This is a genomic window from Pseudomonas sp. GW822-FHT02D10, from assembly GCF_058802345.1.
Map to the genome: position 1 here is coordinate 135,060 of NZ_JBXAOB010000003.1, position 26,273 is coordinate 161,332.

Annotated in this window: 27 protein-coding genes; 14 read left to right on the plus strand and 13 right to left on the minus strand. The window is 57.7% G+C overall.

Annotation, left to right across the window (positions count from 1 at the left end; translation table 11 throughout):
- Positions 1 to 41: 41 nt before the first annotated feature.
- The 6 genes from AC1RPZ_RS06285 to AC1RPZ_RS06310 form a co-directional block, all read right to left on the minus strand.
- Positions 42 to 1,322 (minus strand): sensor histidine kinase, encoded by a 1,281-nt coding sequence (locus AC1RPZ_RS06285; RefSeq protein WP_493135896.1) that lies wholly within the window; start codon positions 1,320 to 1,322, stop codon positions 42 to 44.
- Positions 1,312 to 1,995 (minus strand): two-component system response regulator ColR, encoded by a 684-nt coding sequence (gene colR, locus AC1RPZ_RS06290; protein WP_054593790.1) that lies wholly within the window; start codon positions 1,993 to 1,995, stop codon positions 1,312 to 1,314. Before colR ends, AC1RPZ_RS06285 begins: the two co-directional genes overlap by 11 nt.
- Positions 1,996 to 2,194: 199 nt before the next feature.
- Positions 2,195 to 3,838, minus strand: coding sequence for a chaperonin GroEL (gene groL / locus AC1RPZ_RS06295; protein ID WP_123425207.1), 1,644 nt, complete (start codon positions 3,836 to 3,838; stop codon positions 2,195 to 2,197).
- 48 nt (positions 3,839 to 3,886) lie between these two features.
- A complete protein-coding gene (locus tag AC1RPZ_RS06300) occupies positions 3,887 to 4,180 on the minus strand; it encodes a co-chaperone GroES (protein WP_008032125.1) in 294 nt (97 codons plus the stop codon).
- Between the two features lie 246 nt (positions 4,181 to 4,426).
- Positions 4,427 to 4,903, minus strand: coding sequence for an FxsA family protein (locus AC1RPZ_RS06305; protein ID WP_493135898.1), 477 nt, complete (start codon positions 4,901 to 4,903; stop codon positions 4,427 to 4,429).
- Between the two features lie 66 nt (positions 4,904 to 4,969).
- On the minus strand, positions 4,970 to 5,701 hold the full coding sequence (locus AC1RPZ_RS06310) for a HugZ family pyridoxamine 5'-phosphate oxidase (protein ID WP_493135900.1): 732 nt from the start codon (positions 5,699 to 5,701) through the stop codon (positions 4,970 to 4,972).
- Between the two features lie 165 nt (positions 5,702 to 5,866).
- On the opposite strand from AC1RPZ_RS06310, the gene AC1RPZ_RS06315 reads away from it, so the two are divergent.
- Complete coding sequence (locus AC1RPZ_RS06315; RefSeq protein WP_493135902.1) at positions 5,867 to 6,625, plus strand: SDR family oxidoreductase; 759 nt, start codon at positions 5,867 to 5,869, stop codon at positions 6,623 to 6,625.
- Between the two features lie 144 nt (positions 6,626 to 6,769).
- On the opposite strand, the gene apbC is transcribed toward AC1RPZ_RS06315, so the two are convergent.
- Entirely contained in the window at positions 6,770 to 7,864 is a 1,095-nt protein-coding gene (gene apbC / locus AC1RPZ_RS06320; protein ID WP_493135904.1) for an iron-sulfur cluster carrier protein ApbC, read from the minus strand.
- A gap of 234 nt (positions 7,865 to 8,098) precedes the next feature.
- Between apbC and metG the strand changes: the two genes are divergently transcribed.
- From metG to AC1RPZ_RS06360, 8 genes are all read left to right on the plus strand, one after another.
- Entirely contained in the window at positions 8,099 to 10,150 is a 2,052-nt protein-coding gene (gene metG, locus AC1RPZ_RS06325; RefSeq protein WP_493135906.1) for a methionine--tRNA ligase, read from the plus strand.
- 120 nt (positions 10,151 to 10,270) lie between these two features.
- Entirely contained in the window at positions 10,271 to 10,858 is a 588-nt protein-coding gene (locus AC1RPZ_RS06330) for an Rnf-Nqr domain containing protein (RefSeq protein WP_493135909.1), read from the plus strand.
- The gene (rsxB, locus tag AC1RPZ_RS06335; RefSeq protein WP_493135911.1) at positions 10,855 to 12,069 is read left to right on the plus strand and encodes an electron transport complex subunit RsxB; all 1,215 of its coding nucleotides are present in this window, start codon (positions 10,855 to 10,857) and stop codon (positions 12,067 to 12,069) included. The genes AC1RPZ_RS06330 and rsxB overlap by 4 nt, the downstream gene beginning before the upstream one ends.
- Positions 12,056 to 13,054, plus strand: coding sequence for an RnfABCDGE type electron transport complex subunit D (locus AC1RPZ_RS06340; RefSeq protein WP_493135913.1), 999 nt, complete (start codon positions 12,056 to 12,058; stop codon positions 13,052 to 13,054). Before rsxB ends, AC1RPZ_RS06340 begins: the two co-directional genes overlap by 14 nt.
- The gene (locus tag AC1RPZ_RS06345; RefSeq protein WP_493135915.1) at positions 13,051 to 13,656 is read left to right on the plus strand and encodes an RnfABCDGE type electron transport complex subunit G; all 606 of its coding nucleotides are present in this window, start codon (positions 13,051 to 13,053) and stop codon (positions 13,654 to 13,656) included. The genes AC1RPZ_RS06340 and AC1RPZ_RS06345 overlap by 4 nt, the downstream gene beginning before the upstream one ends.
- On the plus strand, positions 13,653 to 14,243 hold the full coding sequence (locus tag AC1RPZ_RS06350) for an Rnf-Nqr domain containing protein (RefSeq protein ID WP_493135917.1): 591 nt from the start codon (positions 13,653 to 13,655) through the stop codon (positions 14,241 to 14,243). The genes AC1RPZ_RS06345 and AC1RPZ_RS06350 overlap by 4 nt, the downstream gene beginning before the upstream one ends.
- Before the next feature lie 25 nt (positions 14,244 to 14,268).
- Positions 14,269 to 14,907, plus strand: coding sequence for an endonuclease III (gene nth / locus AC1RPZ_RS06355; protein WP_493135919.1), 639 nt, complete (start codon positions 14,269 to 14,271; stop codon positions 14,905 to 14,907).
- A gap of 107 nt (positions 14,908 to 15,014) precedes the next feature.
- Positions 15,015 to 15,194 carry a PA3496 family putative envelope integrity protein gene (locus AC1RPZ_RS06360; protein WP_493135921.1) on the plus strand — a complete coding sequence of 60 codons (180 nt, stop codon included), beginning with the start codon at positions 15,015 to 15,017 and terminating at the stop codon, positions 15,192 to 15,194.
- A gap of 222 nt (positions 15,195 to 15,416) precedes the next feature.
- Here the strand turns inward: AC1RPZ_RS06360 and AC1RPZ_RS06365 are convergent, their stop codons facing one another.
- Positions 15,417 to 16,043: a response regulator gene (locus AC1RPZ_RS06365; RefSeq protein ID WP_493135923.1), complete on the minus strand. Its 627-nt coding sequence runs from the start codon at positions 16,041 to 16,043 to the stop codon at positions 15,417 to 15,419.
- 559 nt (positions 16,044 to 16,602) lie between these two features.
- Here AC1RPZ_RS06365 and AC1RPZ_RS06370 point away from each other — a divergent pair.
- Positions 16,603 to 17,292, plus strand: a complete 690-nt coding sequence (locus AC1RPZ_RS06370) for a hypothetical protein (protein ID WP_493135925.1) — start codon at positions 16,603 to 16,605, stop codon at positions 17,290 to 17,292.
- A 198-nt stretch (positions 17,293 to 17,490) separates the two neighbouring features.
- Here AC1RPZ_RS06370 and AC1RPZ_RS06375 read toward each other — a convergent pair whose 3' ends face one another.
- Both AC1RPZ_RS06375 and AC1RPZ_RS06380 read right to left on the minus strand, forming a co-directional pair.
- On the minus strand, positions 17,491 to 18,708 hold the full coding sequence (locus AC1RPZ_RS06375; protein ID WP_262113379.1) for an argininosuccinate synthase: 1,218 nt from the start codon (positions 18,706 to 18,708) through the stop codon (positions 17,491 to 17,493).
- 129 nt (positions 18,709 to 18,837) lie between these two features.
- Positions 18,838 to 19,746, minus strand: a complete 909-nt coding sequence (locus tag AC1RPZ_RS06380) for a flagellar protein MotY (RefSeq protein ID WP_493135928.1) — start codon at positions 19,744 to 19,746, stop codon at positions 18,838 to 18,840.
- Positions 19,747 to 19,902: 156 nt separating this feature from the next.
- Here AC1RPZ_RS06380 and pyrC point away from each other — a divergent pair, with 156 nt between their 5' ends.
- Both pyrC and rnt read left to right on the plus strand, forming a co-directional pair.
- Complete coding sequence (gene pyrC / locus AC1RPZ_RS06385) at positions 19,903 to 20,949, plus strand: dihydroorotase (protein ID WP_493135930.1); 1,047 nt, start codon at positions 19,903 to 19,905, stop codon at positions 20,947 to 20,949.
- Complete coding sequence (gene rnt / locus AC1RPZ_RS06390) at positions 20,946 to 21,620, plus strand: ribonuclease T (protein WP_493135932.1); 675 nt, start codon at positions 20,946 to 20,948, stop codon at positions 21,618 to 21,620. The genes pyrC and rnt overlap by 4 nt, the downstream gene beginning before the upstream one ends.
- A gap of 73 nt (positions 21,621 to 21,693) precedes the next feature.
- Here the strand turns inward: rnt and AC1RPZ_RS06395 are convergent, their stop codons facing one another.
- Positions 21,694 to 22,296 (minus strand): peroxiredoxin, encoded by a 603-nt coding sequence (locus AC1RPZ_RS06395; RefSeq protein ID WP_019693358.1) that lies wholly within the window; start codon positions 22,294 to 22,296, stop codon positions 21,694 to 21,696.
- 316 nt (positions 22,297 to 22,612) lie between these two features.
- On the opposite strand from AC1RPZ_RS06395, the gene AC1RPZ_RS06400 reads away from it, so the two are divergent.
- A complete protein-coding gene (locus AC1RPZ_RS06400) occupies positions 22,613 to 22,831 on the plus strand; it encodes a bacterioferritin-associated ferredoxin (RefSeq protein ID WP_493135934.1) in 219 nt (72 codons plus the stop codon).
- Between the two features lie 198 nt (positions 22,832 to 23,029).
- Positions 23,030 to 23,500 carry a bacterioferritin gene (gene bfr, locus AC1RPZ_RS06405; RefSeq protein WP_493135936.1) on the plus strand — a complete coding sequence of 157 codons (471 nt, stop codon included), beginning with the start codon at positions 23,030 to 23,032 and terminating at the stop codon, positions 23,498 to 23,500.
- 153 nt (positions 23,501 to 23,653) lie between these two features.
- Here bfr and grxD read toward each other — a convergent pair whose 3' ends face one another.
- Both grxD and AC1RPZ_RS06415 read right to left on the minus strand, forming a co-directional pair.
- A complete protein-coding gene (gene grxD, locus AC1RPZ_RS06410) occupies positions 23,654 to 23,995 on the minus strand; it encodes a Grx4 family monothiol glutaredoxin (RefSeq protein WP_123425187.1) in 342 nt (113 codons plus the stop codon).
- Between the two features lie 97 nt (positions 23,996 to 24,092).
- Positions 24,093 to 26,201, minus strand: coding sequence for a molybdopterin oxidoreductase family protein (locus AC1RPZ_RS06415; RefSeq protein ID WP_493135938.1), 2,109 nt, complete (start codon positions 26,199 to 26,201; stop codon positions 24,093 to 24,095).
- Positions 26,202 to 26,273 lie beyond the last annotated feature (72 nt).

The following is a 26,273-nucleotide window of genomic DNA, read 5'->3' on the forward strand; positions in this document are numbered from 1 at the left end:
CCGGGCTCTACGACGAATGGCGGCCGAGGCACGCCACGGCATCAGGCGCCTGCCTGACTCAGCTCGACATAAAAGCGGCAGCCGTTGGGCTCCATGGTGCTGAGGCTGACGCTCCAGCCCTGGTTTTCACAAATCCGCTGCACCAGCGACAGGCCGAGCCCAAGCCCTTCGCCACGCTTCTCGCCACCCCGCACAAACGGCTCGAACATCGCTTCGCGCTTCTCTTCGGGAATACCGACGCCGCTGTCTTCGACCAGAAAACCGCAGGGCAGAATGGTCAGTCGGATAAACCCGCTGTCAGTGTAGTACAAGGCATTACGCAACAGATTGCCCATGACCGCATGCAGGAATGTCGCGTTATAGCGCGTATCCGACGGATTACCGGGTTCATAGAACAGCGTGAGTCCCTTGTCCTCGATCGGCTCGCGCCACAGGCCGAGCAAGTCTTCGGCCACCTGCCCCAGGGTCAGTTGCGGTGACATGCTGGCATCTTCGCGCTGAGCCCGGGCGAGCATCAGGAAGGTCTGGACCAATTCGCGCATTTCTTCACAAGCGCGAGCGATCCGCTCGACCTGATTGCGACCACGCTGATCGAGGTCCGGGTTCTCCAGCAACAATTCGCAGGAACTGGCCAATACCATCAACGGTGTACGCAGTTCGTGACTGACGTCGCTGGTGAATAGCCGCTCGCGGCTCAGTGCCTGGCGCAACCGGCCCAGCGTGGCGTCGAAGGCCACGGCCAGCTCACCGACTTCATCGGCGGCATAGTCCGGCGCCAGGGGCGGTGCCAGACCCAGCAGTTGATCGCGGTGACGCACCTGACGCGCCAGCCGGACCACCGGTGCCATGACCTTGCGTGCCAGCACCCAGCCAAGAAACACTGCCAACGCCAGACTTAATACAAACCCCACCAGCACCACGGCAAACAGCACCCGTTCGCGCTCTTCGAAATCGCTCTGATCTTGCAGCAAGACGTAACGCCGGCCGTCAATGATCTCGACGAGCGCGTGGTACGACAGCTGCTCGCGAAATACTTCATGGAACCCCGCATCCAGGTGCCGCAGGTCCCTGGGCAAGTCGAAGTCGCCGGGGCCACCGCTGAAGTAGAACAACTGATCGGGCTCGGGACGGTGGCTCCAGTCGGTCATGCTGTCCATCAACAGCAACCGCCGTAAATCCCCCCCCAGGCCTGCAGAAATCAGCTTTGCTTCGACCAGATGTACGGTCGCCACGATGCCCATGGCGAATGCCCCCGCCACCAACGCGCTCATCAAGGCAAAAGCAATAATGATCCGCTGAGCAAGGCTCTGCTTAAACTCCATCACGCCCCTCGGCCAGACGATAGCCGACGCCGTGCACGGTTTGCAGCAACGGTTTGGCGAACGGCTTGTCGATCACCTGACGCAGCTGATGGACGTGACTGCGCAGGCTGTCGCTGTCCGGGCAATCGTCGCCCCAGAGGGCTTCTTCGAGGATTTCGCGACGCAATACGTGCGGGCTTTTCTGCATCAATACCGCCAGCAGCTTGAGGCCTACCGGGTTGAGTTTCAGCAGGCGACCTTCGCGGGTCACTTCCAGCGTGTCGAGGTCGTAGCTCAGATCGCCAACCTGCAGGGCACGGCGACCGCCACCCTGGGTACGACGCATGACCGCCTCGATGCGCGCCGCCAGTTCGGACAGGGCAAAGGGTTTGACCAGGTAATCATCGGCACCGGACTTGAAGCCCTGCAGTCGGTCATCCAACTGATCACGGGCGGTCAGCATGATGACCGGGGTATCGCGCCGGGCGTCTTCCCGCAGGCGTTTGCACAGGGTGTAACCATCAATGCCGGGTAGCATGATGTCGAGCACGATCAGGTCGTAATGCTCGGTAGCCGCCAGGTGCAGACCTGACAAACCGTCCTGCGCGCAATCCACGGTATAGCCTTTAAGCCCCAGATAATCAGCCAGATTGGCGAGGATGTCGCGGTTGTCTTCAACCAATAGAATTCGCATGGGCACTTGCTCCGTACACAGTTACGGCCGTCTTGGCCCGCGCAGCTTAAGGCCAAGAGTGGTTCAGGGCTAGTCGCAATCACAGGCAGCCCTTTCCACATTGGACCAATGAAGCCACAAGGCTCACGGTGTATGCCAGATATAAAAAAACCCCGCCTGCATAACGCAGGCGGGGTTTTTCGTACAGGGTAAGGCTGGCTTACATCATGCCGCCCATGCCGCCCATACCGCCCATGTCTGGCATGCCGCCGCCAGCTGGACCGTCTTCCTTGATCTCGGCGATCATGGCTTCGGTGGTGATCATCAGGCTGGCAATCGACGAAGCCGCTTGCAGAGCCGAACGGGTCACTTTGGCCGGGTCCAGGATACCCATTTCGATCATGTCGCCGTATTCGCCGGTAGCAGCGTTGTAACCGTAGTTACCCGAACCCTGCTTGACCTTGTCGACTACAACGCTTGGCTCGTCACCGGAGTTGGCAACGATCTGGCGCAGTGGTGCTTCAACAGCGCGACGCAGCAACTGGATGCCCACGTTCTGGTCATCGTTGTCGCCTTTGAGTTCAGAGATAGCTTGCAGAGCGCGAACCAGTGCCACGCCACCGCCAGGTACCACGCCTTCTTCAACGGCTGCACGGGTAGCGTGCAGGGCGTCTTCAACGCGGGCTTTCTTCTCTTTCATTTCAACTTCGGAACCCGCGCCAACCTTGATCACTGCAACGCCGCCGGACAGCTTGGCCAGACGCTCTTGCAGTTTTTCACGGTCGTAGTCGGACGAAGTGTCAGCCACTTGTTGACGGATCTGAACAACGCGAGCCTGGATGTCAGCCTCAACGCCAGCACCGTCGATGATGGTGGTGTTTTCTTTGGACAGGATCACGCGCTTGGCATTACCCAGGTGTTCCAGGGTAGTGCTTTCCAGGCTCAGGCCGATCTCTTCGGAGATAACGGTACCGCCCGTCAGAACAGCGATGTCCTGCAGCATGGCCTTGCGACGGTCGCCGAAGCCTGGAGCCTTGACGGCTGCGACTTTAACGATGCCACGCATGTTGTTCACAACCAGAGTCGCCAGGGCTTCGCCTTCAACGTCTTCGGCAACGATCAGCAGAGGACGGCCGGCTTTGGCAACGGCTTCCAGTACTGGCAGCATTTCGCGGATGTTCGAGATCTTTTTGTCGACCAGCAGGATCAGCGGACCGTCCAGTTCGGCGGTCATGGTCTCTGGCTTGTTGACGAAGTACGGGGACAGGTAGCCACGGTCGAACTGCATGCCTTCTACAACCGACAGTTCGTTTTCCAGGCCCGAGCCTTCTTCAACGGTGATCACGCCTTCTTTACCAACTTTTTCCATGGCTTCGGCAATGATGTCGCCGATGGAGCTGTCGGAGTTGGCCGAGATGGTGCCGACCTGAGCGATGGCCTTGGTGTCAGCGCAAGGCTTGGACAGGGCTTTGAGCTCTTTGACGATAGCGATGGTCGCTTTGTCGATGCCGCGTTTCAGGTCCATCGGGTTCATGCCGGCAGCGACGGCTTTCAGGCCTTCGTTGACGATCGATTGAGCCAGAACGGTAGCGGTGGTGGTGCCGTCGCCTGCGTCATCGTTGGCACGGGAGGCAACGTCTTTGACCAGCTGCGCGCCCATGTTTTCGAAACGATCTTTCAGTTCGATTTCTTTGGCGACGGAAACGCCGTCCTTGGTGATGGTCGGAGCGCCGAAGCTCTTCTCGATGATCACGTTACGGCCTTTAGGGCCCAGGGTCGCTTTTACTGCGTCAGCCAGGACGTTCACACCGGCGAGCATTTTCTTACGGGCGGAATCGCCGAATTTAACTTCTTTAGCAGCCATGATCGATATTCCTTAAATACTTTGTAGTAGCGGGAAATTGAGCGGAAATCAGCCTTCGATAACAGCGAGAATCTCGTTCTCAGCCATTACCAGCAGGTCTTCACCGTCGACTTTCACAGTGTTGCTGCCGGAGTACGGGCCGAACACAACCTTGTCACCCACTTTCACGGCCAGCGCACGCACTTCACCGTTGTCCAGCACGCGGCCGGTACCGACAGCGAGGACTTCACCGCTGTTGGCTTTTTCGGCAGCCGAACCTGGCAGAACGATACCGCCAGCGGTTTTCTTTTCTTCTTCGCTGCGACGGATGACGACGCGGTCATGCAGAGGACGAAGCTTCATTGTCGATCTCTCCTAATTGTGGTTTTCAGCGGCCGGTGTAATCCCGGCGGGTTAAATTCCGGCGTTGCCGGTTGCGGCTCGTCAAGCGAGACGCGGAAGTCTGTCTGGTGATCTTCACCAGAAACCTTGCGGTGACCGTTACATAAGGGCGCATAAGCTTATTACAAGGGCTGGGCAGTGAAATTTTTTACATCACCGGCCACAGAAACGAACACGGCACCCGAAGGTGCCGTGTCGATGAAACAGTTATTTGGAGTCGCGGTGCTCGAACTCGCCTTCGATCACGTTCGGCTCACGACCCAGCGGTTGACGCGGAACCGGGCCACCACGCGGTTGCAGATCATCGGCGAAGGCACGTTGACGAATCGCCTGTTCTTCGGCGCGCTTGCGCATCGTGTTGGCCAGCAACCGACGGGTAAGCGGCAACGTCATGATCAGGCCGATCACGCTGCTGATGAAACCTGGCAGGATCAACAGACCACCGCCCAACGCCAGCATCAGGCCTTCGAGCATGGTCTGGGCTGGCAACTCACCACGGTTCAGGCTCTCACGAGCGCGCAATGCGGTGGCCAGACCGGCGATACGCAGCACGAACACGCCGAGCATCGAGCCGAGAATGATCAGCAGCAACGCCGGGAAAAACCCGATGGCCGCGCTGACCTTGACGAATACGAACAGCTCCAACACCGGGAACAGCAGAAAGAGCAACAAAAAAGGGCGCATCAAATGGTTCCTCAACGCAAGAATGCCTTGCAAGTAGAACTTAGATGACGTCGCCGTTTCGTGATTTCAAGCGTCGGCCACTGCATTTTTCGGCCAATGCTCGGCGTGAGCCAGTAAAACCAGGGCTTCGCGTACTTGTGTCGGCGTATTACAAACCTCCGGGAACGGCAACCAGTACAGCCCCTGACCAATGCGCAGGTGCATCCCTTCGCTGTCGATACCCGCCAATTGAGCAGGTGAAGTTTTCGGCAAACCGGCCAGCTCGACGTAATGGGCGATGGCTTTGGCGTGGTCGGCGTTCATGTGTTCGACCATGCTCACTTCAGCCTTGCCGGCGAACGGGTTGGCCAGGGTCAACTGGTCGACCCAGTGAATCGCACCGAAACCGCCGATGTAGCGATGACGGACCGGTTTGAGTACCCAAAAATCGAAATCATGCGCCTTGTGATAATTCTGCGAGTCCGGGAAATAGCGGTAATAACGCTCGGCGGCAGCATCGATGGCGGCTGGGTCTTCGATTTTTTCCGCTTCGGCCAGGTAAGTCAGTCGACCGACAGCCTGCACGTCTTCAGCCTCGCGCTCGCCCACCAGCAGTGAGCATTTTGGATCTTTTTGCAGATTATGGGTGTGCTGGGCGATCCGGCTGATCAGGATCAGCGGCCGGCCCTGCTCGTCCAGGCAATAAGGAACCACTGAGCCGAACGGGAAACCGGGCATCGCCTTGGAGTGTGTCGAGAGCACTCCGCGGTATTCCTTGAGCAGCAATTCTCGGGCATGCTTGGCAGCTTCAACGCTCAATTTATGACTCCTTATATAGAATCCGTCGAAAAAACGGACGGGCACCTGGGGCAAAGTTCCAGCAACGCCATCGGGGCAGTTCTCATGTGCAGCCAGGCCACATCAGGTGCAGATCGAGAGGCTCTCTAAAAGGAAACCACTCTGACCTGCTATTGGGGCATGCGAATGCAACTCACTGACAAAGTAATCATTATCACGGGCGGTTGCCAGGGTTTAGGCCGTTCGATGGCCGAGTATTTTGCTGCCAAGGGCGCGAAACTGGCGCTGGTCGACCTCAACCAGGAAAAACTCGACCAGACTGTCGCCGCCTGCACAGCCGCCGGTGTCGAGGCTCGCGCTTACCTGTGCAACGTCGCCAATGAAGAACAGGTGACTCACATGGTCGCCCAGGTTGCCGAAGACTTTGGCGCGATCCACGGCCTGATCAACAACGCCGGAATCCTGCGCGATGGCCTGCTGATCAAGGTCAAGGACGGAGAAATGACCAGGATGAGTCTGGCCCAATGGCAGTCGGTGATCGACGTCAACCTGACCGGCGTGTTCCTGTGCACCCGTGAAGTGGCGGCGAAGATGGTCGAGCTGAAAACCGGCGGCGCGATCATCAACATCTCCTCGATCTCCCGCGCCGGCAACGTCGGCCAGACCAACTACTCTGCCGCCAAGGCCGGTGTCGCTGCGGCCACCGTGACCTGGGCCAAGGAACTGGCGCGCTACGGCATTCGCGTGGCCGGTATTGCGCCGGGCTTCATCGAAACCGAAATGACCCTGGGCATGAAGCCTGAAGCGCTGGAGAAAATGACGTCCGGCATTCCGCTCAAGCGCATGGGCAAGCCGGAAGAAATCGCCCATTCGGCGGCGTACATCTTCGAGAACGACTATTACACCGGCCGAATCCTGGAAATGGATGGTGGGTTGCGGATTTAAGCTGTACACAAAACAACTGTGGGAGCGAGCTTGCTCCGGGCGGCGTTCCGACGATGAGGCCTTAACATTCACCATTGAAGGTGACTGTTACACCGCTATCGCGAGCAAGTTCGCTCCCACAATGGATCGCATTTCTTCAGCGAATCAATCGTCGCTGACGGTGATGTTCGGCATCGCTGGCGCGACCGCTTCCTGCAAGACAATTCGCGCACCGACGTGACGGGCCAGTTCCTGGTAAACCATGGCGATCTGGCTTTCAGGTTCTGCGATCACCGTTGGCTTGCCGCCGTCAGCCTGCTCGCGAATCACCATCGACAGTGGCAGCGACGCCAGCAGTTCGACGCCATATTGGTTGGCCAGCTTCTCGCCGCCGCCTTCGCCGAACAGGTGCTCGGCATGACCGCAGTTGGAACAGATGTGCACGGCCATGTTTTCCACCACGCCGAGTACCGGAATGTTGACCTTGCGGAACATCTCCACGCCTTTGCGGGCGTCCAGCAACGCCAGGTCCTGCGGCGTGGTGACGATCACCGCACCGGCCACCGGGACCTTCTGCGCCAGGGTCAACTGAATGTCACCGGTGCCTGGCGGCATGTCGATCACCAGATAGTCCAGGTCGCCCCAGGCGGTCTGCGTCACCAGTTGCAGCAAGGCGCCGGAAACCATCGGACCGCGCCAGACCATCGGCGTGTTGTCGTCGGTCAGGAACGCCATGGACATGACTTCAACGCCATGGGACTCGATCGGCACGAACCACTTCTGGTCCTTGATCCTGGGTCGGGTGCCTTCCGGGATGCCGAACATAATGCCCTGGCTCGGACCGTAGATATCGGCGTCGAGAATCCCGACCTTGGCGCCTTCGCGGGCCAGCGCCAACGCGAGGTTCGCGGCGGTGGTGGATTTGCCCACGCCGCCCTTGCCGGACGCCACCGCGACCATGTTCTTGACGTTGGCCAAGCCTGGAATCTGCGCCTGAGCCTTGTGCGCGGCAATCACGCTGGTGATGTCGACTTTGGCCGAGGTCACGCCATCCAGACCTTCGATTGCCATTTGCAGCATCTGCGCCCAGCCACTCTTGAACAGACCGGCGGCGTAGCCCAGTTCCAGCTGAACGCTGACGCGGTCGCCCTGGATATCGATGCTGCGCAGGCAACCGGCGCTGATCGGGTCCTGGTTCAGATAAGGGTCGGTGTACTGGCGAAGGACGGCTTCCACCGCTGCGCGATTGACGGCGCTCATGGGCAACTCCGATAACAAGACTGGGAAATCAGACGGGTATCGTACCTGTTCTGATGGTTTGGGGGGATGCCCAAAAGATCGCAGCCTTCGGCAGCTCCTACGTAGGAGCTGCCGAAGGCTGCGATCTTCTCGACATCCCCGGTTACTCATCCAATGAAACAGGCTCACGGGGTGAAAAATATGCGCCAGCGCTTTATAGTGGCCGACCTCCGTTTCATCAAGTAGCCGAGCCCCATGTCCGAGCCACGCAAGATCCTCGTCACCAGCGCCCTGCCCTATGCCAATGGTTCAATCCACCTTGGCCATATGCTTGAGTACATCCAGACCGATATGTGGGTGCGCTTCCAGAAGCATCGCGGCAATCAATGCACTTACGTCTGCGCGGACGACGCCCACGGTTCGGCCATCATGCTGCGCGCAGAAAAAGAAGGCATCACCCCGGAACAACTGATCGCCAATGTCCAGGCTGAACACAGCGCCGACTTTGCCGAGTTCCTGGTCGACTTCGACAATTTCCACTCCACTCACGCCGAAGAAAACCGTGAGCTGTCGAGCCAGATCTACCTGAAGCTGCGCGACGCCGGGCACATTGCCACGCGCTCGATCACGCAGTATTTCGACCCGGAAAAGAACATGTTCCTGGCCGACCGCTTCATCAAGGGCACCTGCCCGAAGTGCGGCACTGAAGACCAGTACGGCGACAACTGCGAAAAATGCGGCGCTACTTACGCGCCAACCGACCTGAAAGATCCGAAGTCGGCGATCTCTGGCGCCACCCCGGTGCTCAAGGATTCCCAGCACTTCTTCTTCAAGCTGCCGGACTTCCAGCAAATGCTGCAGGAATGGACCCGCAGCGGCACCCTGCAGGACGCGGTCGCGAACAAGATCGCCGAGTGGCTGGATGTCGGCCTGCAGCAGTGGGACATCTCCCGCGATGCGCCGTACTTCGGTTTCGAAATCCCGGACGAGCCAGGCAAATACTTCTACGTCTGGCTGGACGCGCCGATCGGCTACATGGCGAGTTTCAAGAACCTCTGTGCACGTCGTCCCGAACTGGACTTCGACGCGTACTGGGCCAAGGACTCCACCGCCGAGCTGTACCACTTCATCGGCAAGGACATCGTCAATTTCCACGCGCTGTTCTGGCCAGCCATGCTGGAAGGCGCCGGTTACCGTAAACCGACCGGCATCAACGTACACGGCTACCTGACCGTCAACGGCCAGAAGATGTCCAAGTCCCGCGGCACCTTTATCAAGGCCCGGACCTACCTGGACCACCTGTCGCCGGAATACCTGCGTTACTACTACGCCGCCAAACTCGGCCGTGGCGTCGACGACCTGGACCTGAACCTCGAAGACTTCGTGCAGAAGGTCAACTCCGACCTGGTCGGCAAAGTCGTCAACATTGCCAGCCGCTGCGCAGGCTTCATCCACAAAGGCAACGCCGGCGTGCTGGTGGCCGGTAATGCCGCGCCAGAACTGACCGAAGCGTTCCTCGCCGCTGCGCCGAGCATCGCCGAGGCTTACGAGGCCCGCGACTTCGCCCGTGCCATGCGCGAAATCATGGGCCTGGCCGACCGTGCCAACGCCTGGATCGCCGACAAAGCGCCGTGGTCGCTGAACAAACAGGAAGGCAAGCAAGACGAAGTCCAGGCGATCTGCGCCCTGGGCGTCAACCTGTTCCGCCAACTGGTGATTTTCCTCAAGCCCGTGCTGCCGTTGCTGGCCGCCGACGCCGAGGCGTTCCTCAACGTCGCACCGCTGACCTGGAACGATCACGCGACCCTGCTCAGCAACCATCAGCTGAACGAGTTCAAACCGTTGATGACCCGCATCGACCCGGTCAAGGTGCAAGCCATGACCGACGCTTCGAAAGAAGACCTGGCCGCCAGCCAGACCGACACCGGCGATGCCACCCCACAAGGGAATGGCGAACTGGCCAAGGATCCGCTGTCGCCAGAGATCGAGTTCGATACCTTTGCCGCCGTCGACCTGCGGGTTGCCCTGATCCTCAAGGCCGAAGCCGTGGAAGGCGCAGACAAGCTGCTGCGCCTGACCCTGGATATCGGTGACGAGCAACGCAACGTGTTCTCCGGCATCAAGAGCGCTTATCCGGACCCGGCCAAGCTTGAAGGTCGCCTGACGATGATGATCGCCAACCTCAAGCCACGTAAAATGCGCTTCGGGATCTCCGAAGGCATGGTCATGGCGGCAGGCCCTGGCGGCGAAGAAATCTACCTGTTGAGCCCGGACAGCGGCGCCAAGCCGGGTCAGCGCATCAAGTAAGTTGCCTGGCTGAACCGATCCCACCGTCGCGTTGACTCGCGGCGGTGGGATTTTCATATCTGCTTGCCGGATAATGCCTAATCTTTAAGCACAGGCCCGTTCGCTCAACCCGGCACACCCATGACCGACATTTTGCTTACGCTCATCAGCACCGCCCTGATCAATAACGTCATATTGCACTGGCCGCTGGGCGTCGATCCGTTGTTGCAGTCGACGCGTGAGCCTGCCATCGAACGGCGTCAGGTTCATGCCTTGGGCATCGCGACCACCAGCCTGATGCTGCTTAGCGGTTTGTTGGGCTACGCGGCGTATCACTGGCTGCTGGTTCCGCTGGGGCTGGCGTCTCTGCATCTGTTTGTATTTTTGCCCCTGAGTGTGTTGCTGATCACCCCTGTGCTGAATCTGCTGACGCGCACCCTGCCGCAGTTACCGTTCAGTGGACTGTGGCCGCTGCTGTTGGGCAACGCAGGCGTGCTCGGGCTGAGCCTGCTCGGTATGCAGAACGACAAAGGTTTTGGCGATCACGCAGCGCTGAGTCTCGGCGCCGGACTGGGTTTCTGGCTGGTGCTGAGTCTGTTCAGCGATCTGCGTCAGCGCACCTTCAATAACGATGTGCCCCTGCCCTTTCGTGGCCTGCCGATCGACCTGATCAGCGCCGGATTGATCGCGGTGGCATTTCTCGGTTTCAGCGGACTGATCAAAACATGAGTCTGATTCAACGCATCGACGCCCTCCTGCCGCAGACCCAATGCGGCAAGTGCGGCCATCCCGGATGCAAGCCCTACGCCGAAGGCATTGCCAATGGCGAGGCGATCAACAAGTGCCCGCCGGGCGGCAACGAGACTATTTCGGCACTGGCCGAGCTGCTGAAAATCCCGGTTCTGGAATTGGACGTCAGCCGTGGTTCGGCACCGGCGCAAATTGCATTTATCCGCGAAGCCGAATGCATCGGCTGCACCAAGTGTATTCAGGCCTGCCCGATAGACGCGATTGTCGGAGCGGCAAAACTGATGCACACGGTAATCATCGACGAATGCACCGGCTGTGATCTGTGCGTGGCACCCTGCCCGGTGGATTGCATCGAAATGCATCCATTGCCCTCGGCAAATGTTCTGCCGGTTGTCGGAGGTCTGGCTTTCACCCTCGAAGAACAACGAGCACGCAACGCCAAACGCGACCACGCCCGACAGCGCTTCGAACAACGCAATGCGCGCCTGCGTCGTGAGGAAGAGCAAAAGCACGCCGAACGACTGGCCCGCGCACAAAAAGCCGCACAGCACAGCGAAGCCAGCAACAATCCACTGCAGGACGCGATTGCCCGGGTTCAGGCACAGAAAGCCGCTGCCGCCGATGCCGCGCTGAAAAAAGCCAAGATCGATGTGGCAATGAGCCGGGCGCAACTGAACAAATCGCTGAAGGCTTTCGGGCATCCACCGACCTTCGAACAGCAGTCGCAGCTGATCATTTTGCAGCAGCAATTCGAAGCCGCCGAACAGGCCTTGGCGCAACTCGAAAGCACTGCGCCGACGGTCCCCGTGCCAGCGACGGCTCCGGCCAAGGATGCCGAACTCAAACGCGCGAAAATCCAGCTGGTGATGCGTCGCGCCGAACTCAAAAAAGCCCAGACCAGCGAAGCCCCGGCCGAGCAACTGGAGGCGCTCGGCGCGGCCCTGGCTCAAGCAGAACAGGCGCTGCACGCTGCCGAAGGCGCCAGCGAGCAACCGGTGCCAGACCTTGTGCGCATCGAAAAACGCCCCATCGACGCTCATCTGCGGCAACTGAAAACCGAATTGGCTTACGCTCGCGCCGACGTCAGCAAGCTCGAGCGACGCCTCGATACGTCGGCGGAACTCTTGGCCAAGGCCCGCGAAAGGCTCTGCGAAGCCGAGCGTCAGGTGAACGCCTATGTCGCCCCTTGAGCCGGTCGATGATCGCTTGCAACAGGCGATGAAGCGGGTTTTATTGGCCACCGTGCCGGGCATGCTGGTGTTGTTCTGGTTATTCGGCTGGGGTGTGCTGATCAACTTGCTGCTGGCCTGCGGCAGCGCGCTAGCGATTGAAGCGGCGGTACTGCGTTTGCGCAGGTATCCGCTTAAGCCAGCGCTAAGCGACGGCAGCGCGCTGGTCAGCGCCACCTTGCTGGCGCTGGCGTTGCCGCCTTACTGCCCAGGGTGGCTGACCGTCAGCGCTGCGGCATTTGCGATGTTTTTCGGCAAGCACCTGTATGGCGGCGTGGGTAAAAACCCGTTCAATCCGGCCATGCTCGGTTTTGCGCTGGTGCTGGTGTGTTTCCCACGACAGATGACCCACTGGCCGACGTCTCACGGGATGAACCTGCTGGCCGGCCTGCAACAGATTTTCGGTTTCAATTTCAGCGCTGCCGAACAGCCCGACGCTTGGGTGACGGCCACGGCGCTGGATAGCCTGCGGATCAACAAAAGCCTGACCATGGATGAACTCTTCGCCGGCAGCCCGGCGTTTGGTCACGTTGGCGGTAAAGGCATCGAATGGGTGAATTTGGCCTTCCTCGCAGGTGGCGCGTTTTTGTTGCAGCAGCGGGTGTTCAGCTGGCATGCGCCGGCCGGTATGCTCGGTAGCCTGTTCGTCATCAGTTTGCTGTGCTGGAACGGCTCGGGGTCGGACTCTCACGGCTCCCCGCTCTTTCACTTGCTGACGGGCGCGAGCATGCTCGGAGCATTCTTTATCGTGACCGAACCGGTGTCTGGAGCAAAGAGTCCCAAAGCCCGACTGATGTTCGGCGCGGGCGTCGGCCTGCTGACCTACCTGATTCGAACCTGGGGCGGTTATCCCGACGGGGTAGCCTTTGCGGTGCTGCTGATGAATCTCTGCGTACCGGCTCTGGAACGCCTCTTTGCTGCACAACCCGAGCCTCGCACACCATGAACCGCAATCTCAGTGTGCTGATGCTGGTCGTCGTGGCCGGACTGGGTGCAGGTGCGACCTTTTTCCTGCAACACGCCACCGCACCACACATCTTGGCTGAACAACGCTTGATCGAAAGCCGCAGGCTGTTCGACATGTTGCCAGCCGGCAGCTACGACAATCAGCCATTGGACCAGCCATTTGCGCTCAAGGATGTCGCACTGGGTAACAGCACCCTACTGGGCGGTTATTTGGCAACCGCGGGCGGCAAGCCCAGTGCCGTTATTCTGCGAAGCCAGACAATCGGCTACGAAGGTGCAATCGAACTGCTGATCGTGATCGACATCAACGGCAAGCTGCTGGGGGTCAAAACCCTCAAGCAATCGGAAACACCAGGGCTGGGTGGAAAAATCGCCGACCAACCCAACCCCTGGCTACAGAGCTTTATCGGCAAGTCGCGCGCTGATCCTGCTGATAGTGGTTGGGCGCTGAAAAAAGATCAGGGGCAATTCGACCAGATAACCGGAGCAACGGTGACTTCAAGGGCAGTCGTCAGCGCGATCCATGATGCGTTGCGCTATTTCGACGAGCATCAGCCACAGCTGATCGGGAGCGGCCAATGAACAAGTCCTCGATGCTGCAGAACTCACTGATACTGACCCCGCTGATCGGTGCCAGCGACTCCTTGGTAAAAGCCTTGGGTCTGTCGCTGCTGTCGCTGCTGGTTATCGGTGTTTACGGCCTGAAGATGAGTGTGTTGCGGCCGCGGATCGTCCCGTCCATGCAGTTGATCACCAGCATTGCGCTCGCCGCCACACTGACCAGCCTCGCAGCATTGGCCTTGCAGGCCTGGGCCTTTGAACTGCACCAACACCTGGGATTTTATGTAGGGTTGATTGCCCTGCAGTGCGTCGCGCTGGAGTACAACGGCTTTTTCACCCAGGCAGGCATGATCGACCGGGTTCGCTTGTACGGTCTGTTTTTGGGGCTGATGATTACGCTCGGATTAGTGCGCGAAGGTTTTGGCAACGGGTCTTTCGCCAGCCATGTGTCGTGGTTGACCGGACTGACAGAATCGAACTGGCAAGGTTGGCTATTGTCCGCGGACGGCGGCATACGACTGGCCGTCATCGCTCCTGGCGGGTTTATCCTGCTGGGACTGCTCATAGCCGCCAAACAAGCCTGGCCTGGCGCCTCAACCTCACACTGACCGCCTTGAAGGAAATGCTCTACCCATGAATGCCGCAAAACGCCTGGAAATTTTCCGTCGGCTTCACGAGGACAATCCGGAACCGAAAACCGAACTGGCCTACTCGTCGCCCTTCGAACTGTTGATCGCAGTGATTCTTTCTGCTCAGTCCACTGACGTGGGCGTCAACAAGGCCACCGCCAAACTGTTTCCGGTAGCCAATACGCCGGCAGCGATTTATGCGCTCGGTGTAGAAGGATTGTCCGACTACATCAAGACCATCGGCCTGTACAACAGCAAGGCAAAAAACGTCATCGAAACTTGCCGAATGCTGGTAGAGCTTCATGGCGGCGAAGTACCGCAAACCCGTGAGGAACTGGAAGCGCTGCCCGGAGTCGGTAGAAAAACTGCGAACGTGGTGCTCAACACGGCTTTCCGTCAGCTGACCATGGCCGTTGACACGCATATTTTCCGGGTCAGTAACCGCACAGGTTTAGCGCCAGGCAAAAATGTCGTCGAGGTGGAAAAAAAACTGATGAAATGTGTTCCCAAGGAGTTTCTGCTCGACTCACATCACTGGCTCATCCTCCACGGACGTTATGTTTGCCTGGCGCGCAAGCCCCGCTGTGGCAGCTGTCGGATCGAAGACCTGTGCGAATACAAGCAAAAGACCTCCGACGATTGAGGTTCTATTGCTTTTATTGATTTATCGATTGAAAAAATCTTTTTTACCCGCCAGGAGATTGTCGATATAAGAGGCGCCAATGGCATTCTTAGCCTGGAGTTAACCTTATGAGCACTGGCAAAGAACAACTGGACACAGAAGACGACTTCACCCCTGTTGAGGCCGATGATGGCGAGCCTGTGGTTGAGGTAGCGAAGACCAACCTGAGCAAACGTCGCACCATCGATAATCTCCTGGAGGAGCGCCGCTTGCAAAAGCAACTGGCCGATTACGATTTTGACCTTTAACACCTGAAAGCCTCCCGAAATGGAGGCTTTTCACCAAGCCCTCAACCCCTGTAAAAAAGTCGCACACCGCGCCCCTTGATCACTGGAGCAACGCTCACGGGTTCCATGGATCCAGAGCGACCGGGACATCAAGGCAAGCCAACCGATGGCTCAAGACCCGACCAGATCCGCGCTTACCTTCAAACGTTTTCCATACGCAAAACACTACTCGCCCCGAGAGAATCAAACCAGACCATTACGCTGCGCAAGCTCGATCAGGTCAACCAGCGAGCGAGCATTGAGCTTTAATAGCAGACGCGTTTTGTAAGTACTGACGGTTTTATTGCTGAGGAACATTCCATCGGCAATTTCCTTGTTGGTCTTGCCTCGGGCCAACTGTTGTAAAACCATCATTTCCCTTCCAGACAGACGATCCACCATGTCGGCTTCACTCGCATTCCCCAAACTTGAGCGAACCGAGTGCAAGGCTTGATTCGGAAAGTAACTGTACCCGGACAGTACAGCCTTGATTGCACTGAGCAGCTCGGTGAGATCCTGCTGCTTGCAGACATACCCGGCAGCCCCCGCCTGCATGCAACGCATTGAAAAGTGTCCGGGGGCTTGCGAAGTCAAGACCAGTACTCTCAAAGGCATGGCGGTTGAGGTCAACCGTGCAATCACTTCCAGGCCATCCAGTTTCGGAATACCAATATCCAGTATCACAATATCCGGCATATGTTCACGGGCAAGTTGCAATGCATCTACGCCATTGTCCGTTTCAGCAATAACTTCGTAGCCATGACGCTCCATTAGCATACGTACAGCAAGACGAATGACGGGGTGATCATCCACGATCAGCACTTTATTCATGGGCAAGTCCAATTTTCGCTGTTCGAATTTTTAGAGCCCGCACAATAGCCTAGTCGTTTCGACCTTGGGATGCTGCCCACCTCGGCCACCCACACCGAGAGACAATCCCTACAAACAACAAGGATTCCCCCTACAAGATTTCATAAAAAACAATGTCTCTTAAAGTTTACTCGAGGCTCTATCCGTCTCTGATCAAGTGTCCTCCACAGCGGCCATCGAAAAAAACCTGCCAGTACACACTCCTTCCCGGCAAACCTGAAACACTGGTCTATTATAAAAAATAGCCGCCGAGTTCCAGATTAAAACTGACACTACACAAAAACCTGCAAGACAGCCAGTGTGTCACCCGACAACCGCCAATAGCCACTTAACGCCCTGACAGTCTAAGGATATTAAATAAACCGACTTTAGCCCCCACACAAATCACACTTAAAGAAAGCTATTGATCCGCTCTAAATAATGATAAAACTGCACATCAGGGCGACCAACAAACAATGACAACTTAACATCTTCACCCACAAGGAATCCACCAGAGAACACTTTTTAACGAGCAATCAGAATGACAAAACCTCAAAATAAAATAACCAACCCGATGACGATAATTGCAATATTCGCAGCGCTCTCCGAAACGTCGGCGGCCGTATCGCTGCCTTTTCTCGACAACCAGGAGCGTCAGACTTATATCTGGTTTCTGATAAGCTTCCCTTTTTATCTGCTCTTTCTGTTCTTTATCACGCTAAACTTTAACTACAGATCATTGTATGCGCCTTCCGACTTTCAAAAAAGCAAGCAGTTTATAAAAATTATCGACGACTCTGCTCGACCAGAAAAAAACAAAAACAACACACTCAACGCCTCCATTGAAAAAGATAACCAACCGAAATTCAAGCGAGGTAAACCCGACTATCTGCTTCAGAGTGCACAAGACCCGCCGGCCTATATAACGCTCATCGCAAACCCGTCCACCCGGCACCAAGTGCCTTTACCTGCCTCGATACACGGTATGCGGATCATTGATGCCCGATGGATACGCAAAAAGAAAGATCTCGGCACGTTGATGACAACGCTCTATTTGAGAAAACACAACCGCAGTGAAACGATCGTATTTCTTACGAGCGGCGAGTCGGAACATCTGATTAACGAAAGGGCACTCAAAAAATCAGATGCAAAAATACCAGAGTCCAAAAATGCTCTTTATATGATTTATAACTTGAGCACATTGGCGATGACAGTCGTCAGCCAGAACTGACACCTGCCCTGCATCGAGCAACAGGATAAGTCGTTTACTGACCAAGACGTAACAGAAAGGAGATACCGACAATCCAGGCCACAAAAGCCCCAGGCTTAGTGACGCAGATTCAGGATACAAATACCCAGACACGAATGCTTCGATCACATTGTGGCCCCGCTACAAGCGGGGCCACAATTACTGATCATGCCAACAGCATCAGAACAGCTTGCGGCCTTTGTTTGCGGCAATGCGCATACGCAGAGCGTTCAGCTTGATGAAGCCGGCTGCATCAGCCTGGTTGTAGGCGCCGCCATCTTCTTCGAAGGTAGCAATGTTGGCGTCGAACAACGACTCATCGGACTTGCGACCGGTGACGATCACGTTGCCCTTGTACAGCTTCAGGCGAACCACACCGTTCACATGCGCCTGGGAAGCATCGATCATCTGTTGCAGCATCAGACGCTCTGGGCTCCACCAGTAACCGGTGTAGATCAGGCTGGCGTATTTAGGCATCAGCTCATCTTTGAGGTGAGCCACTTCGCGGTCCAGAGTGATCGATTCGATCGCCCGGTGAGCGCGCAGCATGATGGTGCCGCCTGGGGTTTCGTAGCAACCACGGGACTTCATGCCGACGTAACGGTTCTCGACGATATCCAGACGGCCGATACCGTGTTCGCCACCGATACGGTTCAGGGTCGCCAGAACGGTAGCCGGAGTCATTTCGACGCCGTCCAGGGCAACGATGTCGCCGTTTCGGTAAGTCAGTTCGAGGTACTGCGCCTTGTCGGGAGCGTTCTCCGGGGAGACGGTCCAGCGCCACATGTCTTCTTCGTGCTCGGTCCAGGTGTCTTCCAGCACGCCGCCTTCATAGGAGATGTGCAGCAGGTTGGCATCCATCGAGTACGGGGATTTTTTCTTGCCGTGACGCTCGATCGGGATTGCGTGCTTCGCGGCATAATCCATCAGCTTTTCGCGGGACAGCAGGTCCCACTCGCGCCAAGGGGCGATCACTTTCACGCCTGGCTTGAGTGCATAGGCGCCCAGTTCGAAGCGAACCTGGTCGTTGCCCTTGCCGGTCGCGCCGTGGGAAATGGCGTCAGCGCCGGTTTCATTGGCGATTTCGATCAGGCGTTTGGCGATCAACGGACGAGCGATGGAAGTACCCAGCAGGTACTCGCCTTCGTAAACGGTGTTGGCGCGGAACATCGGGAAAACGAAATCACGCACGAATTCTTCGCGCAGATCGTCGATGTAGATTTCTTTTACGCCCATGGCTTGTGCCTTGGCGCGGGCCGGCTCGACCTCTTCACCCTGACCCAGGTCAGCGGTAAAGGTCACCACTTCACAGTTATAAGTATCCTGCAGCCACTTGAGGATCACCGAAGTGTCCAGGCCGCCGGAATACGCCAGAACGACCTTGTTTACGTCCGCCATGCCATCACTCCACGGGGTTCTACGGAAAGCCAAGAAGTCTACCGCTGCGAGAGGATAAATTACAGAGGCGCGACAGCTTATGATGACGAAGCGACAGATTATGTCGAGCGAGCGACGATTTCAGCCGGTTCAGGAGGTCGTCGCAGCGGTGCCTGTCGAACTGACTTGCGGAGCCGGCTTGTCGGTGGGTGCGACGCGTTCAAGATGAACGTTAACCCGGCGATTTTTGGCCCGATTGGCAGTGCTGGTGTTAGGGGCCAACGGATAACGTTCGCCGTGAAAGCGCATCGTGATCTGTGATTCCGCAATGCCATTGGCCTTGAAGAAGTCCATCACCGCCAGCGCCCTGCGCCGGGACAGGTCACGGTTGGTCAGGCGATTGCCGCTGTTATCGGAATGGCCGTCGAGTTCGATGTGATTGACCGTCGGGTCGGCCTTCATGAACGTCAGCATGACCTGCAGCTTGGCTTTGGCTTGCGCGTCCAGATCGATACCACCGCCCGGGAAACCAACCTCAGCCTGCTTCACCTGCTCATAATTCATCGGCAGCAACTTGGCGACACACGCCTGATAATCGGCGTAGGCCTTGCTGAAACTGACCGGCAACAAACGGACTTCCGACACACCGCCATCGCGCGAATAATGACGAATCAGCGGACTGCGACCATCCATCAATCCGCCGATAAGGCGTCCGGCCTGGAGCTGCGAACTGTAGAACAGCACATCACCGCTGCCGACTTTGACCGAACCCAGATTGATATCCCCGCGCCCCGGTTGCCAAGGCGCCGCGGCGGCCAGCAACGTCGCCGAACCGCCTGCAATCATTGGGTTGTAGGTCTTCAGACGAAAGGTTGCCTGCTCGCCTGCGCGTCGCACGAACTCGCCCGAACCGAAATCGGTAATCGGCTGGGCCAGGCGACATTCGAACTTGTCGCCTTCGACCGTCCACACGATGCTCTCCAGACGTGTCTGGAAAGTGAGCGCCATCGCAGGAAGGCTGGCAAACACGCTGAGCAAGGCTAAATAACGCTGGCGCACGGGAGGCTCCACTGGCTTCTACAACAAAAAGACCGACACACATGATTACGGCATACCTTTGTCATATCGGTTGCTTGCTGCAAAACTTGATAGCGAGTGCCTGGAAGAGTCTTTTCCGGTAGCATTCGCTTGAGTTTGACCCGCCTGGAATCCCCAATGTCCGACCGCCTGACCCTGCTGCGTCCCGACGACTGGCATATTCATCTTCGCGATGGTGCTGTGTTGCCCAATACTGTCGCGGATGTCGCGCGCACCTTTGGTCGCGCCATCATCATGCCTAACCTGGTACCACCGGTGCGCAACGCCGCTGAAGCCGACGCCTATCGCCAGCGTATTCTCGCTGCGCGCCCGGCCGGCAGCCGTTTCGAACCGTTGATGGTGCTCTACCTGACCGACCGGACTACACCCGACGAAATTCGCGCGGCCAAGGCCAGCGGTTTCGTTCATGCCGCCAAGCTGTATCCGGCTGGCGCGACCACCAACTCGGATTCTGGTGTTACCAGCATCGACAAGATCTTCCCTGCGATCGAGGCCATGGCCGAGGTCGGGATGCTCTTGCTGATTCACGGTGAAATCACCCGTGGCGACGTTGATGTCTTCGACCGCGAAAAAATCTTCATCGACGAGCACATGCGTCGGGTCGTGGAGCGATTCCCAACGCTCAAAGTGGTGTTCGAACACATCACCACCCGCGATGCCGTGCAGTTCGTCAACGAGGCTTCGGCCAATGTTGGCGCAACCATCACCGCTCACCACCTGCTGTATAACCGCAACCACATGCTGGTGGGCGGGATTCGTCCGCACTTCTATTGCCTGCCGATTCTCAAGCGCAATACGCACCAGGTCGCCCTGCTTGACGCCGCCACCAGCGGCAGCGAGAAGTTCTTCCTGGGCACCGACTCTGCCCCGCACGCCCAGCACGCCAAAGAAGCGGCGTGTGGCTGTGCCGGTTGCTACACCGCTTATGCAGCGATCGAGCTGTACGCCGAGGCCTTTGAACAGCGCAATGCGCTGGACAAGCTCGAAGCCTTCGCCAGCCTCAACGGCCCACGCTTCTACGGCCTGCCGGTGAACACCGATCGCATTACCCTGGTCCGCGAAGAATGGACCGCCCCAACCAGCCTGCCGTTCGGCGAGCTGACTGTCATCCCGCTGCGCGCCGGTGAAAAACTGCGCTGGCGCCTGCTGGAGGAACACGCGTGAGTGAAGACCATTTCGACGACGAACAGGAAGGTTCAGGTGGCGGTGGTTCACGCCACCCGATGGCAGCCAGGTTCCGTGGATATCTGCCAGTCGTCGTCGACGTTGAAACCGGTGGTTTCAACTGTGCCACTGACGCCTTGCTGGAAATTGCCGCCACGACCATCAGCATGGACGAAAAAGGTTTTGTGTTCCCTGATCACACCTACTTCTTCCGTGTAGAACCGTTCGAAGGCGCCAACGTCGAAGCCGCCGCGCTGGAGTTCACCGGGATCAAGCTCGATCACCCACTGCGCATGGCCGTGAGTGAAGAGACGGCTCTGACCGACATCTTCCGTGGCGTGCGCAAGGCGCTGAAGGCCAACGGCTGCAAGCGGGCGATCCTGGTCGGCCACAACAGCAGCTTCGACCTGGGCTTCCTCAATGCCGCCGTCGCGCGCCTGGACATGAAGCGCAATCCGTTTCACCCGTTCTCCAGCTTCGACACTGCGACACTGGCCGGCCTGGCTTACGGTCAAACGGTCCTGGCCAAGGCATGCCAGGCTGCCGACATCGACTTCGACGGTCGCGAGGCTCACTCGGCACGCTACGACACCGAGAAGACTGCCGATCTGTTCTGCGGCATCGTCAATCGCTGGAAGCAAATGGGCGGCTGGGAAGATTTCAACGACTGATTCAGTCGCTGGATTTATCCCGCCCATAAAAAAACCGGCCTCAGCGGCCGGTTTTTTATGCCTGACGCGTGGCTTACAGCTTGCCAGCGTTCTCGGTCAGGTAAGCCGCAACGCCTTCTGGCGAAGCAGTCATGCCCTTGTCGCCTTTTTTCCAGTTGGCTGGGCAAACTTCGCCGTGCTCTTCGTGGAATTGCAGGGCGTCGACCAGACGAATCAGCTCTTCCATGTTACGGCCCAGTGGCAGGTCGTTGACGATCTGCGAGCGAACAACCCCTTTGTCGTCGATCAGGAATGCGCCACGGAAAGCCACGCCGCCTTCGGACTCAACGTCGTAGGCCTTGGCGATGTCATGCTTCATGTCAGCAGCCATGATGTACTGAACCTGACCGATGCCGCCGGCATTGATCGGGGTGTTGCGCCAGGCGTTGTGGGTGAAGTGCGAGTCGATCGAAACAGCGATCACTTCAACGTTGCGAGCCTTGAAGTCAGCCATGCGGTGGTCCAGAGCGATCAGCTCGGACGGGCAGACGAAGGTGAAATCCAGTGGGTAGAAAAACACCAGGCCGTATTTGCCTTTGATGGCCGAGGACAGGGTGAAGCTGTCAACGATTTCGCCATTGCCGAGTACGGCCGGTACGGTGAAGTCAGGGGCTTGTTTGCCTACGAGTACGCTCATTGGATATCTCCTGGTGTGGTGGCGTGAAGAACGGTATCGATCCAGTCTGTCGCAGATAAACGACAGACTCATGAATCGAGTACCCTTCGCAAGGACCGGCCATCATACACCGCGTTTTTGACCAGTCCTTAGCGCTTTTTACAACAGCATCAAAAACCTCGGCGCAGATTTAATGACACGATCCCGAGCCGTGTCATGCCGTTCGTCAGGCAGTCGCTGCTCTGGCGCAAAGCGTGTAGAAACAACTTTGACAATCATTCTCGTTAACATTAAGATCCGTCGCAATTGAGCCATAACCCACGACGGTTCTCACTTTATGTATGTCTGCCTCTGCACTGGCGTCACCGACGGAAAAATCCGCGATGCGATCTATGAAGGTTGCTGCAGCTACCGCGAGGTACGCCAAGCCACCGGCGTTGCCAGCCAATGCGGCAAATGCGCCTGCCTTGCCAAGCAAATGGTCCGTGAAACCCTGGCCGAATTGCAATTGAGCCAGGCGGCGATCCCCTACCCTGTAGAATTTTCGGCAGCGTAAATAAAATATTCTAAAGAGCCGGACTTAATGTCCGGTTTTTTTATGCCCGTAATTCAATCGCTTAGCGTTAGGATGCGGAACACAAACATTCTTATTTCGATTAATTTTCATATAGTATTCAATAACTTAGGTTTGACACTAACAACTACCAAGCTCAAACTTCGCCATCTATAGGGTAATTAAAGGGCAGGACCCCACATGAAAGGCGACATCACAGTCATCCAGCACCTCAACAAGATTCTTGCCAATGAGCTGGTCGCGATCAATCAGTACTTCCTGCATGCCCGCATGTATGAAGACTGGGGCCTGAACAAGCTCGGCAAGCACGAGTACCACGAATCCATCGACGAGATGAAACACGCGGACAAGCTGATCAAGCGCATCCTGTTTCTCGAAGGCCTGCCGAATGTCCAGGACCTGGGCAAGCTGCACATCGGCGAGCACACCAAGGAAATGCTTGAGTGCGACCTGCTTATCGAGCGCACTGGCCATGCCGACCTCAAAGTCGCTATCGCTCACTGTGAAACCGTCGGTGACTTCGGCAGCCGTGAACTGCTCGAAGATATTCTCGAATCCGAAGAAGAACATATCGACTGGCTGGAAACTCAACTGAGCCTGATCGATAAAGTCGGCCTTGAGAACTATCTGCAATCGCAGATGGGCGAGTAGGAGCTGCCATAGGCTGCGATCTTGTTGGCAGCGCCGCCATAACTTCCGAACCCAATAAAAAGCCCCGCTCTCTGACTAGATGCGGGGCTTTTTTACATCGTGTAGATCAACAGATCGCAGCCTTCGGCAGCTCCTGCAAGGAGCCTGCCGGGATCAGGCTTCGGTCTTGGCAGCAGCGGCTTTTTCGACAGCCGCTTTGATCGTGGCCTGCAACGAACCGTCAGCGGCCATTTCAGTCATGATGTCGCTACCACCGACCAGCTCACCACCGACCCACAGTTGCGGGAAGGTTGGCCAGTTGGCGTACTTTGGCAGGTTGGCACGGATCTCAGGGTTCTGCAGGATGTCCACGTAAGCGAACTTCTCACCACAGCCCATGACGGCCTGAGCGGCTTTCGCGGAGAAGCCACACTGTGGGGCATTCGGCGAGCCTTTCATGTAAAGCAGAATGGTGTTGTTAGCAATCTGCTCTTTAATAGTTTCAATGATATCCATGGAGCACCTCGGCTGAACTTTCCGACTCAGTTGTCGGCACGGTGACGCATTGTAACGGAAAGCCGAGCGCCATGCTCGGTCTCCCCGACAGACATGCTTACGCCGCCGCAACAGTCACCGGAACACCATTGAGCGCCGCATTTCCGGACAACTCATCGAGCTGGCGCTCATCGGTCAGATCGTTGGCACTGGAGCCCGGCTGCCCCATGGCAATGGTCATCTGCACGCCTGGCCGGGCATGGCCCCAACCGTGCGGCAGGCTGACCACGCCTTTCATCATCTCGACGCTGCTCAGCACCTCGACTTCGATCACCCCGACCCGCGAGCTGACCCGCACCCGTTGCCCATCGCTGAGCCCGCGACTGGAGAGGTCGTCCGGGTGCATCAGCAACTGATGACGCGGCTTGCCTTTCACCAGACGGTGATAGTTGTGCATCCATGAGTTATTGCTGCGCACATGGCGACGACCGATCATCAACAGTTCATCGGCAGGCGGCGCTTGCAACGCGGCAAATCGCGCCAGGTCAGCCAGGATCTCCGGTGGCGCCGCCTGCACGCGCTGGTTGGCGGTTTTCAGACGCGGTGCCAGGTTTGCCTGGAGAGCGCCAAGGTCGACCCCATGAGGATGATCGAACAAGTTCGCCACCGACAGCTTGTGCGGCGACGCATCACCATAGCGCCCGGCTCGCAAACCGAGGTCGATCATCTTCGCCGGGGTCATCGTCGGCTTCAGCTCTTTGCCGGTTTTCGCGGCAAAGGCCTGGGCCAGGCCGACGAAAATTTCCCAATCGTGCAGCGCGCCTTCGGGCTTGGGCAGGATTGCCCGATTGAAACGGCTGACGTTGCGCACCGCGAACATATTGAACGTGGTGTCGTAGTGATCGTTTTCCAACGCCGAAGTCGACGGCAGAATCAGGTCGGCGTAACGCGTGGTCTCGTTGATATACAGGTCGATGCTGAGCATGAATTCCAGCCCGTCCAGCGCCTGCTCCAGCTGCCGGCCATTAGGCGTCGACAACACCGGATTACCGGCCACGGTGATCAATGCCCGCACCTGCCCTTCGCCTTCGGTGAGCATCTCTTCGGCCAGCGCCGACACCGGCAACTCACCGGCGTATTCCGGACGACCAGATACTCGACTTTGCCAGAGATTGAAATGCCCGCCCGAGGTGGACGCCACCAGGTCAACCGCAGGCTCGGTGCACAGCGCGCCGCCCACCCGATCAAGATTGCCGGTGACCAGATTGATCAGCTGCACCAGCCAATGACACAAGGTGCCGAACGCCTGGGTCGAAACACCCATACGGCCATAACACACGGCGGTCTTCGCGCTGGCGAAGTCTCGTGCCAGCTGACGAATTTGCTCGGCCGGCACGGCACACAGCGGGCTCATGGCCTCAGCGTTAAAGGATGCGACGGCCTGGCGAACCTCTTCCAGCCCGTCTACTGGCAAATGACTCTCGCGGGTCAGACCTTCAGCGAACAACGTATTGAGCAAGCCGAATAACAGCGCCGCATCACCGCCCGGACGGACGAACACATGCTGATCGGCAATCGCTGCCGTCTCGCTGCGACGCGGATCGACCACCACCACTTTGCCGCCTCGGGCCTGAATCGCTTTCAAGCGCTTTTCGACATCCGGCACGGTCATGATGCTGCCGTTGGAGGCCAGCGGATTGCCGCCCAGGATCAGCATGAAATCGGTGTGATCGATGTCCGGAATCGGCAGCAGCAAACCATGGCCATACATCAAATGACTGGTGAGATGGTGAGGCAATTGATCGACCGAGGTCGCCGAGAAACGGTTGCGGGTCTTGAGTAGGCCAAGGAAGTAATTGCTGTGGGTCATCAACCCATAGTTGTGCACGCTGGGATTGCCCTGATAAACCGCGACGGCGTTCTGGCCATGGCGCTCCTGAATCGCCGACAGGCGCTCAGCCACCAGTGCAAACGCTTCGTCCCAGGCAATCGCTTGCCATTCGCTGCCGATCCGCAGCATCGGCTGTCGCAGGCGGTCGGGGTCGTTCTGGATATCTTGCAGCGCCACCGCTTTGGGGCAGATATGACCGCGACTGAAGCTGTCCTGCGGATCACCCTTGATCGAGGTGATTTGCACGCCAGCGTCGTCGGTTGCGGTGGTTTCGATGGTCAAGCCGCAAATGGCTTCACACAGGTGGCAGGCACGGTGATGAAGAGTCTTGGTCATGGCCATTCTCTGTTTTATTCGAGGCAACCGGCATCAGGTTGCGGGAACAAAACTATGGGCCGTGACTGAGCG

Excerpts from the sequence above, each read along its gene's own strand:
- AC1RPZ_RS06285 (WP_493135896.1), bottom strand. The coding sequence starts at position 1,322 with ATGGAGTTTAAGCAGAGCCTTGCTCAGCGGATCATTATTGCTTTTGCC.
- colR (WP_054593790.1), bottom strand. The coding sequence starts at position 1,995 with ATGCGAATTCTATTGGTTGAAGACAACCGCGACATCCTCGCCAATCTG.
- groL (WP_123425207.1), bottom strand. The coding sequence starts at position 3,838 with ATGGCTGCTAAAGAAGTTAAATTCGGCGATTCCGCCCGTAAGAAAATG.
- AC1RPZ_RS06300 (WP_008032125.1), bottom strand. The coding sequence starts at position 4,180 with ATGAAGCTTCGTCCTCTGCATGACCGCGTCGTCATCCGTCGCAGCGAA.
- AC1RPZ_RS06305 (WP_493135898.1), bottom strand. The coding sequence starts at position 4,903 with ATGCGCCCTTTTTTGTTGCTCTTTCTGCTGTTCCCGGTGTTGGAGCTG.
- AC1RPZ_RS06315 (WP_493135902.1), top strand. The coding sequence starts at position 5,867 with ATGCAACTCACTGACAAAGTAATCATTATCACGGGCGGTTGCCAGGGT.
- apbC (WP_493135904.1), bottom strand. The coding sequence starts at position 7,864 with ATGAGCGCCGTCAATCGCGCAGCGGTGGAAGCCGTCCTTCGCCAGTAC.
- metG (WP_493135906.1), top strand. The coding sequence starts at position 8,099 with ATGTCCGAGCCACGCAAGATCCTCGTCACCAGCGCCCTGCCCTATGCC.
- AC1RPZ_RS06330 (WP_493135909.1), top strand. The coding sequence starts at position 10,271 with ATGACCGACATTTTGCTTACGCTCATCAGCACCGCCCTGATCAATAAC.
- rsxB (WP_493135911.1), top strand. The coding sequence starts at position 10,855 with ATGAGTCTGATTCAACGCATCGACGCCCTCCTGCCGCAGACCCAATGC.
- AC1RPZ_RS06340 (WP_493135913.1), top strand. The coding sequence starts at position 12,056 with ATGTCGCCCCTTGAGCCGGTCGATGATCGCTTGCAACAGGCGATGAAG.
- AC1RPZ_RS06345 (WP_493135915.1), top strand. The coding sequence starts at position 13,051 with ATGAACCGCAATCTCAGTGTGCTGATGCTGGTCGTCGTGGCCGGACTG.
- AC1RPZ_RS06350 (WP_493135917.1), top strand. The coding sequence starts at position 13,653 with ATGAACAAGTCCTCGATGCTGCAGAACTCACTGATACTGACCCCGCTG.
- nth (WP_493135919.1), top strand. The coding sequence starts at position 14,269 with ATGAATGCCGCAAAACGCCTGGAAATTTTCCGTCGGCTTCACGAGGAC.
- AC1RPZ_RS06360 (WP_493135921.1), top strand. The coding sequence starts at position 15,015 with ATGAGCACTGGCAAAGAACAACTGGACACAGAAGACGACTTCACCCCT.
- AC1RPZ_RS06365 (WP_493135923.1), bottom strand. The coding sequence starts at position 16,043 with ATGAATAAAGTGCTGATCGTGGATGATCACCCCGTCATTCGTCTTGCT.
- AC1RPZ_RS06370 (WP_493135925.1), top strand. The coding sequence starts at position 16,603 with ATGACAAAACCTCAAAATAAAATAACCAACCCGATGACGATAATTGCA.
- AC1RPZ_RS06375 (WP_262113379.1), bottom strand. The coding sequence starts at position 18,708 with ATGGCGGACGTAAACAAGGTCGTTCTGGCGTATTCCGGCGGCCTGGAC.
- pyrC (WP_493135930.1), top strand. The coding sequence starts at position 19,903 with ATGTCCGACCGCCTGACCCTGCTGCGTCCCGACGACTGGCATATTCAT.
- AC1RPZ_RS06395 (WP_019693358.1), bottom strand. The coding sequence starts at position 22,296 with ATGAGCGTACTCGTAGGCAAACAAGCCCCTGACTTCACCGTACCGGCC.
- AC1RPZ_RS06400 (WP_493135934.1), top strand. The coding sequence starts at position 22,613 with ATGTATGTCTGCCTCTGCACTGGCGTCACCGACGGAAAAATCCGCGAT.
- bfr (WP_493135936.1), top strand. The coding sequence starts at position 23,030 with ATGAAAGGCGACATCACAGTCATCCAGCACCTCAACAAGATTCTTGCC.
- grxD (WP_123425187.1), bottom strand. The coding sequence starts at position 23,995 with ATGGATATCATTGAAACTATTAAAGAGCAGATTGCTAACAACACCATT.
- AC1RPZ_RS06415 (WP_493135938.1), bottom strand. The coding sequence starts at position 26,201 with ATGACCAAGACTCTTCATCACCGTGCCTGCCACCTGTGTGAAGCCATT.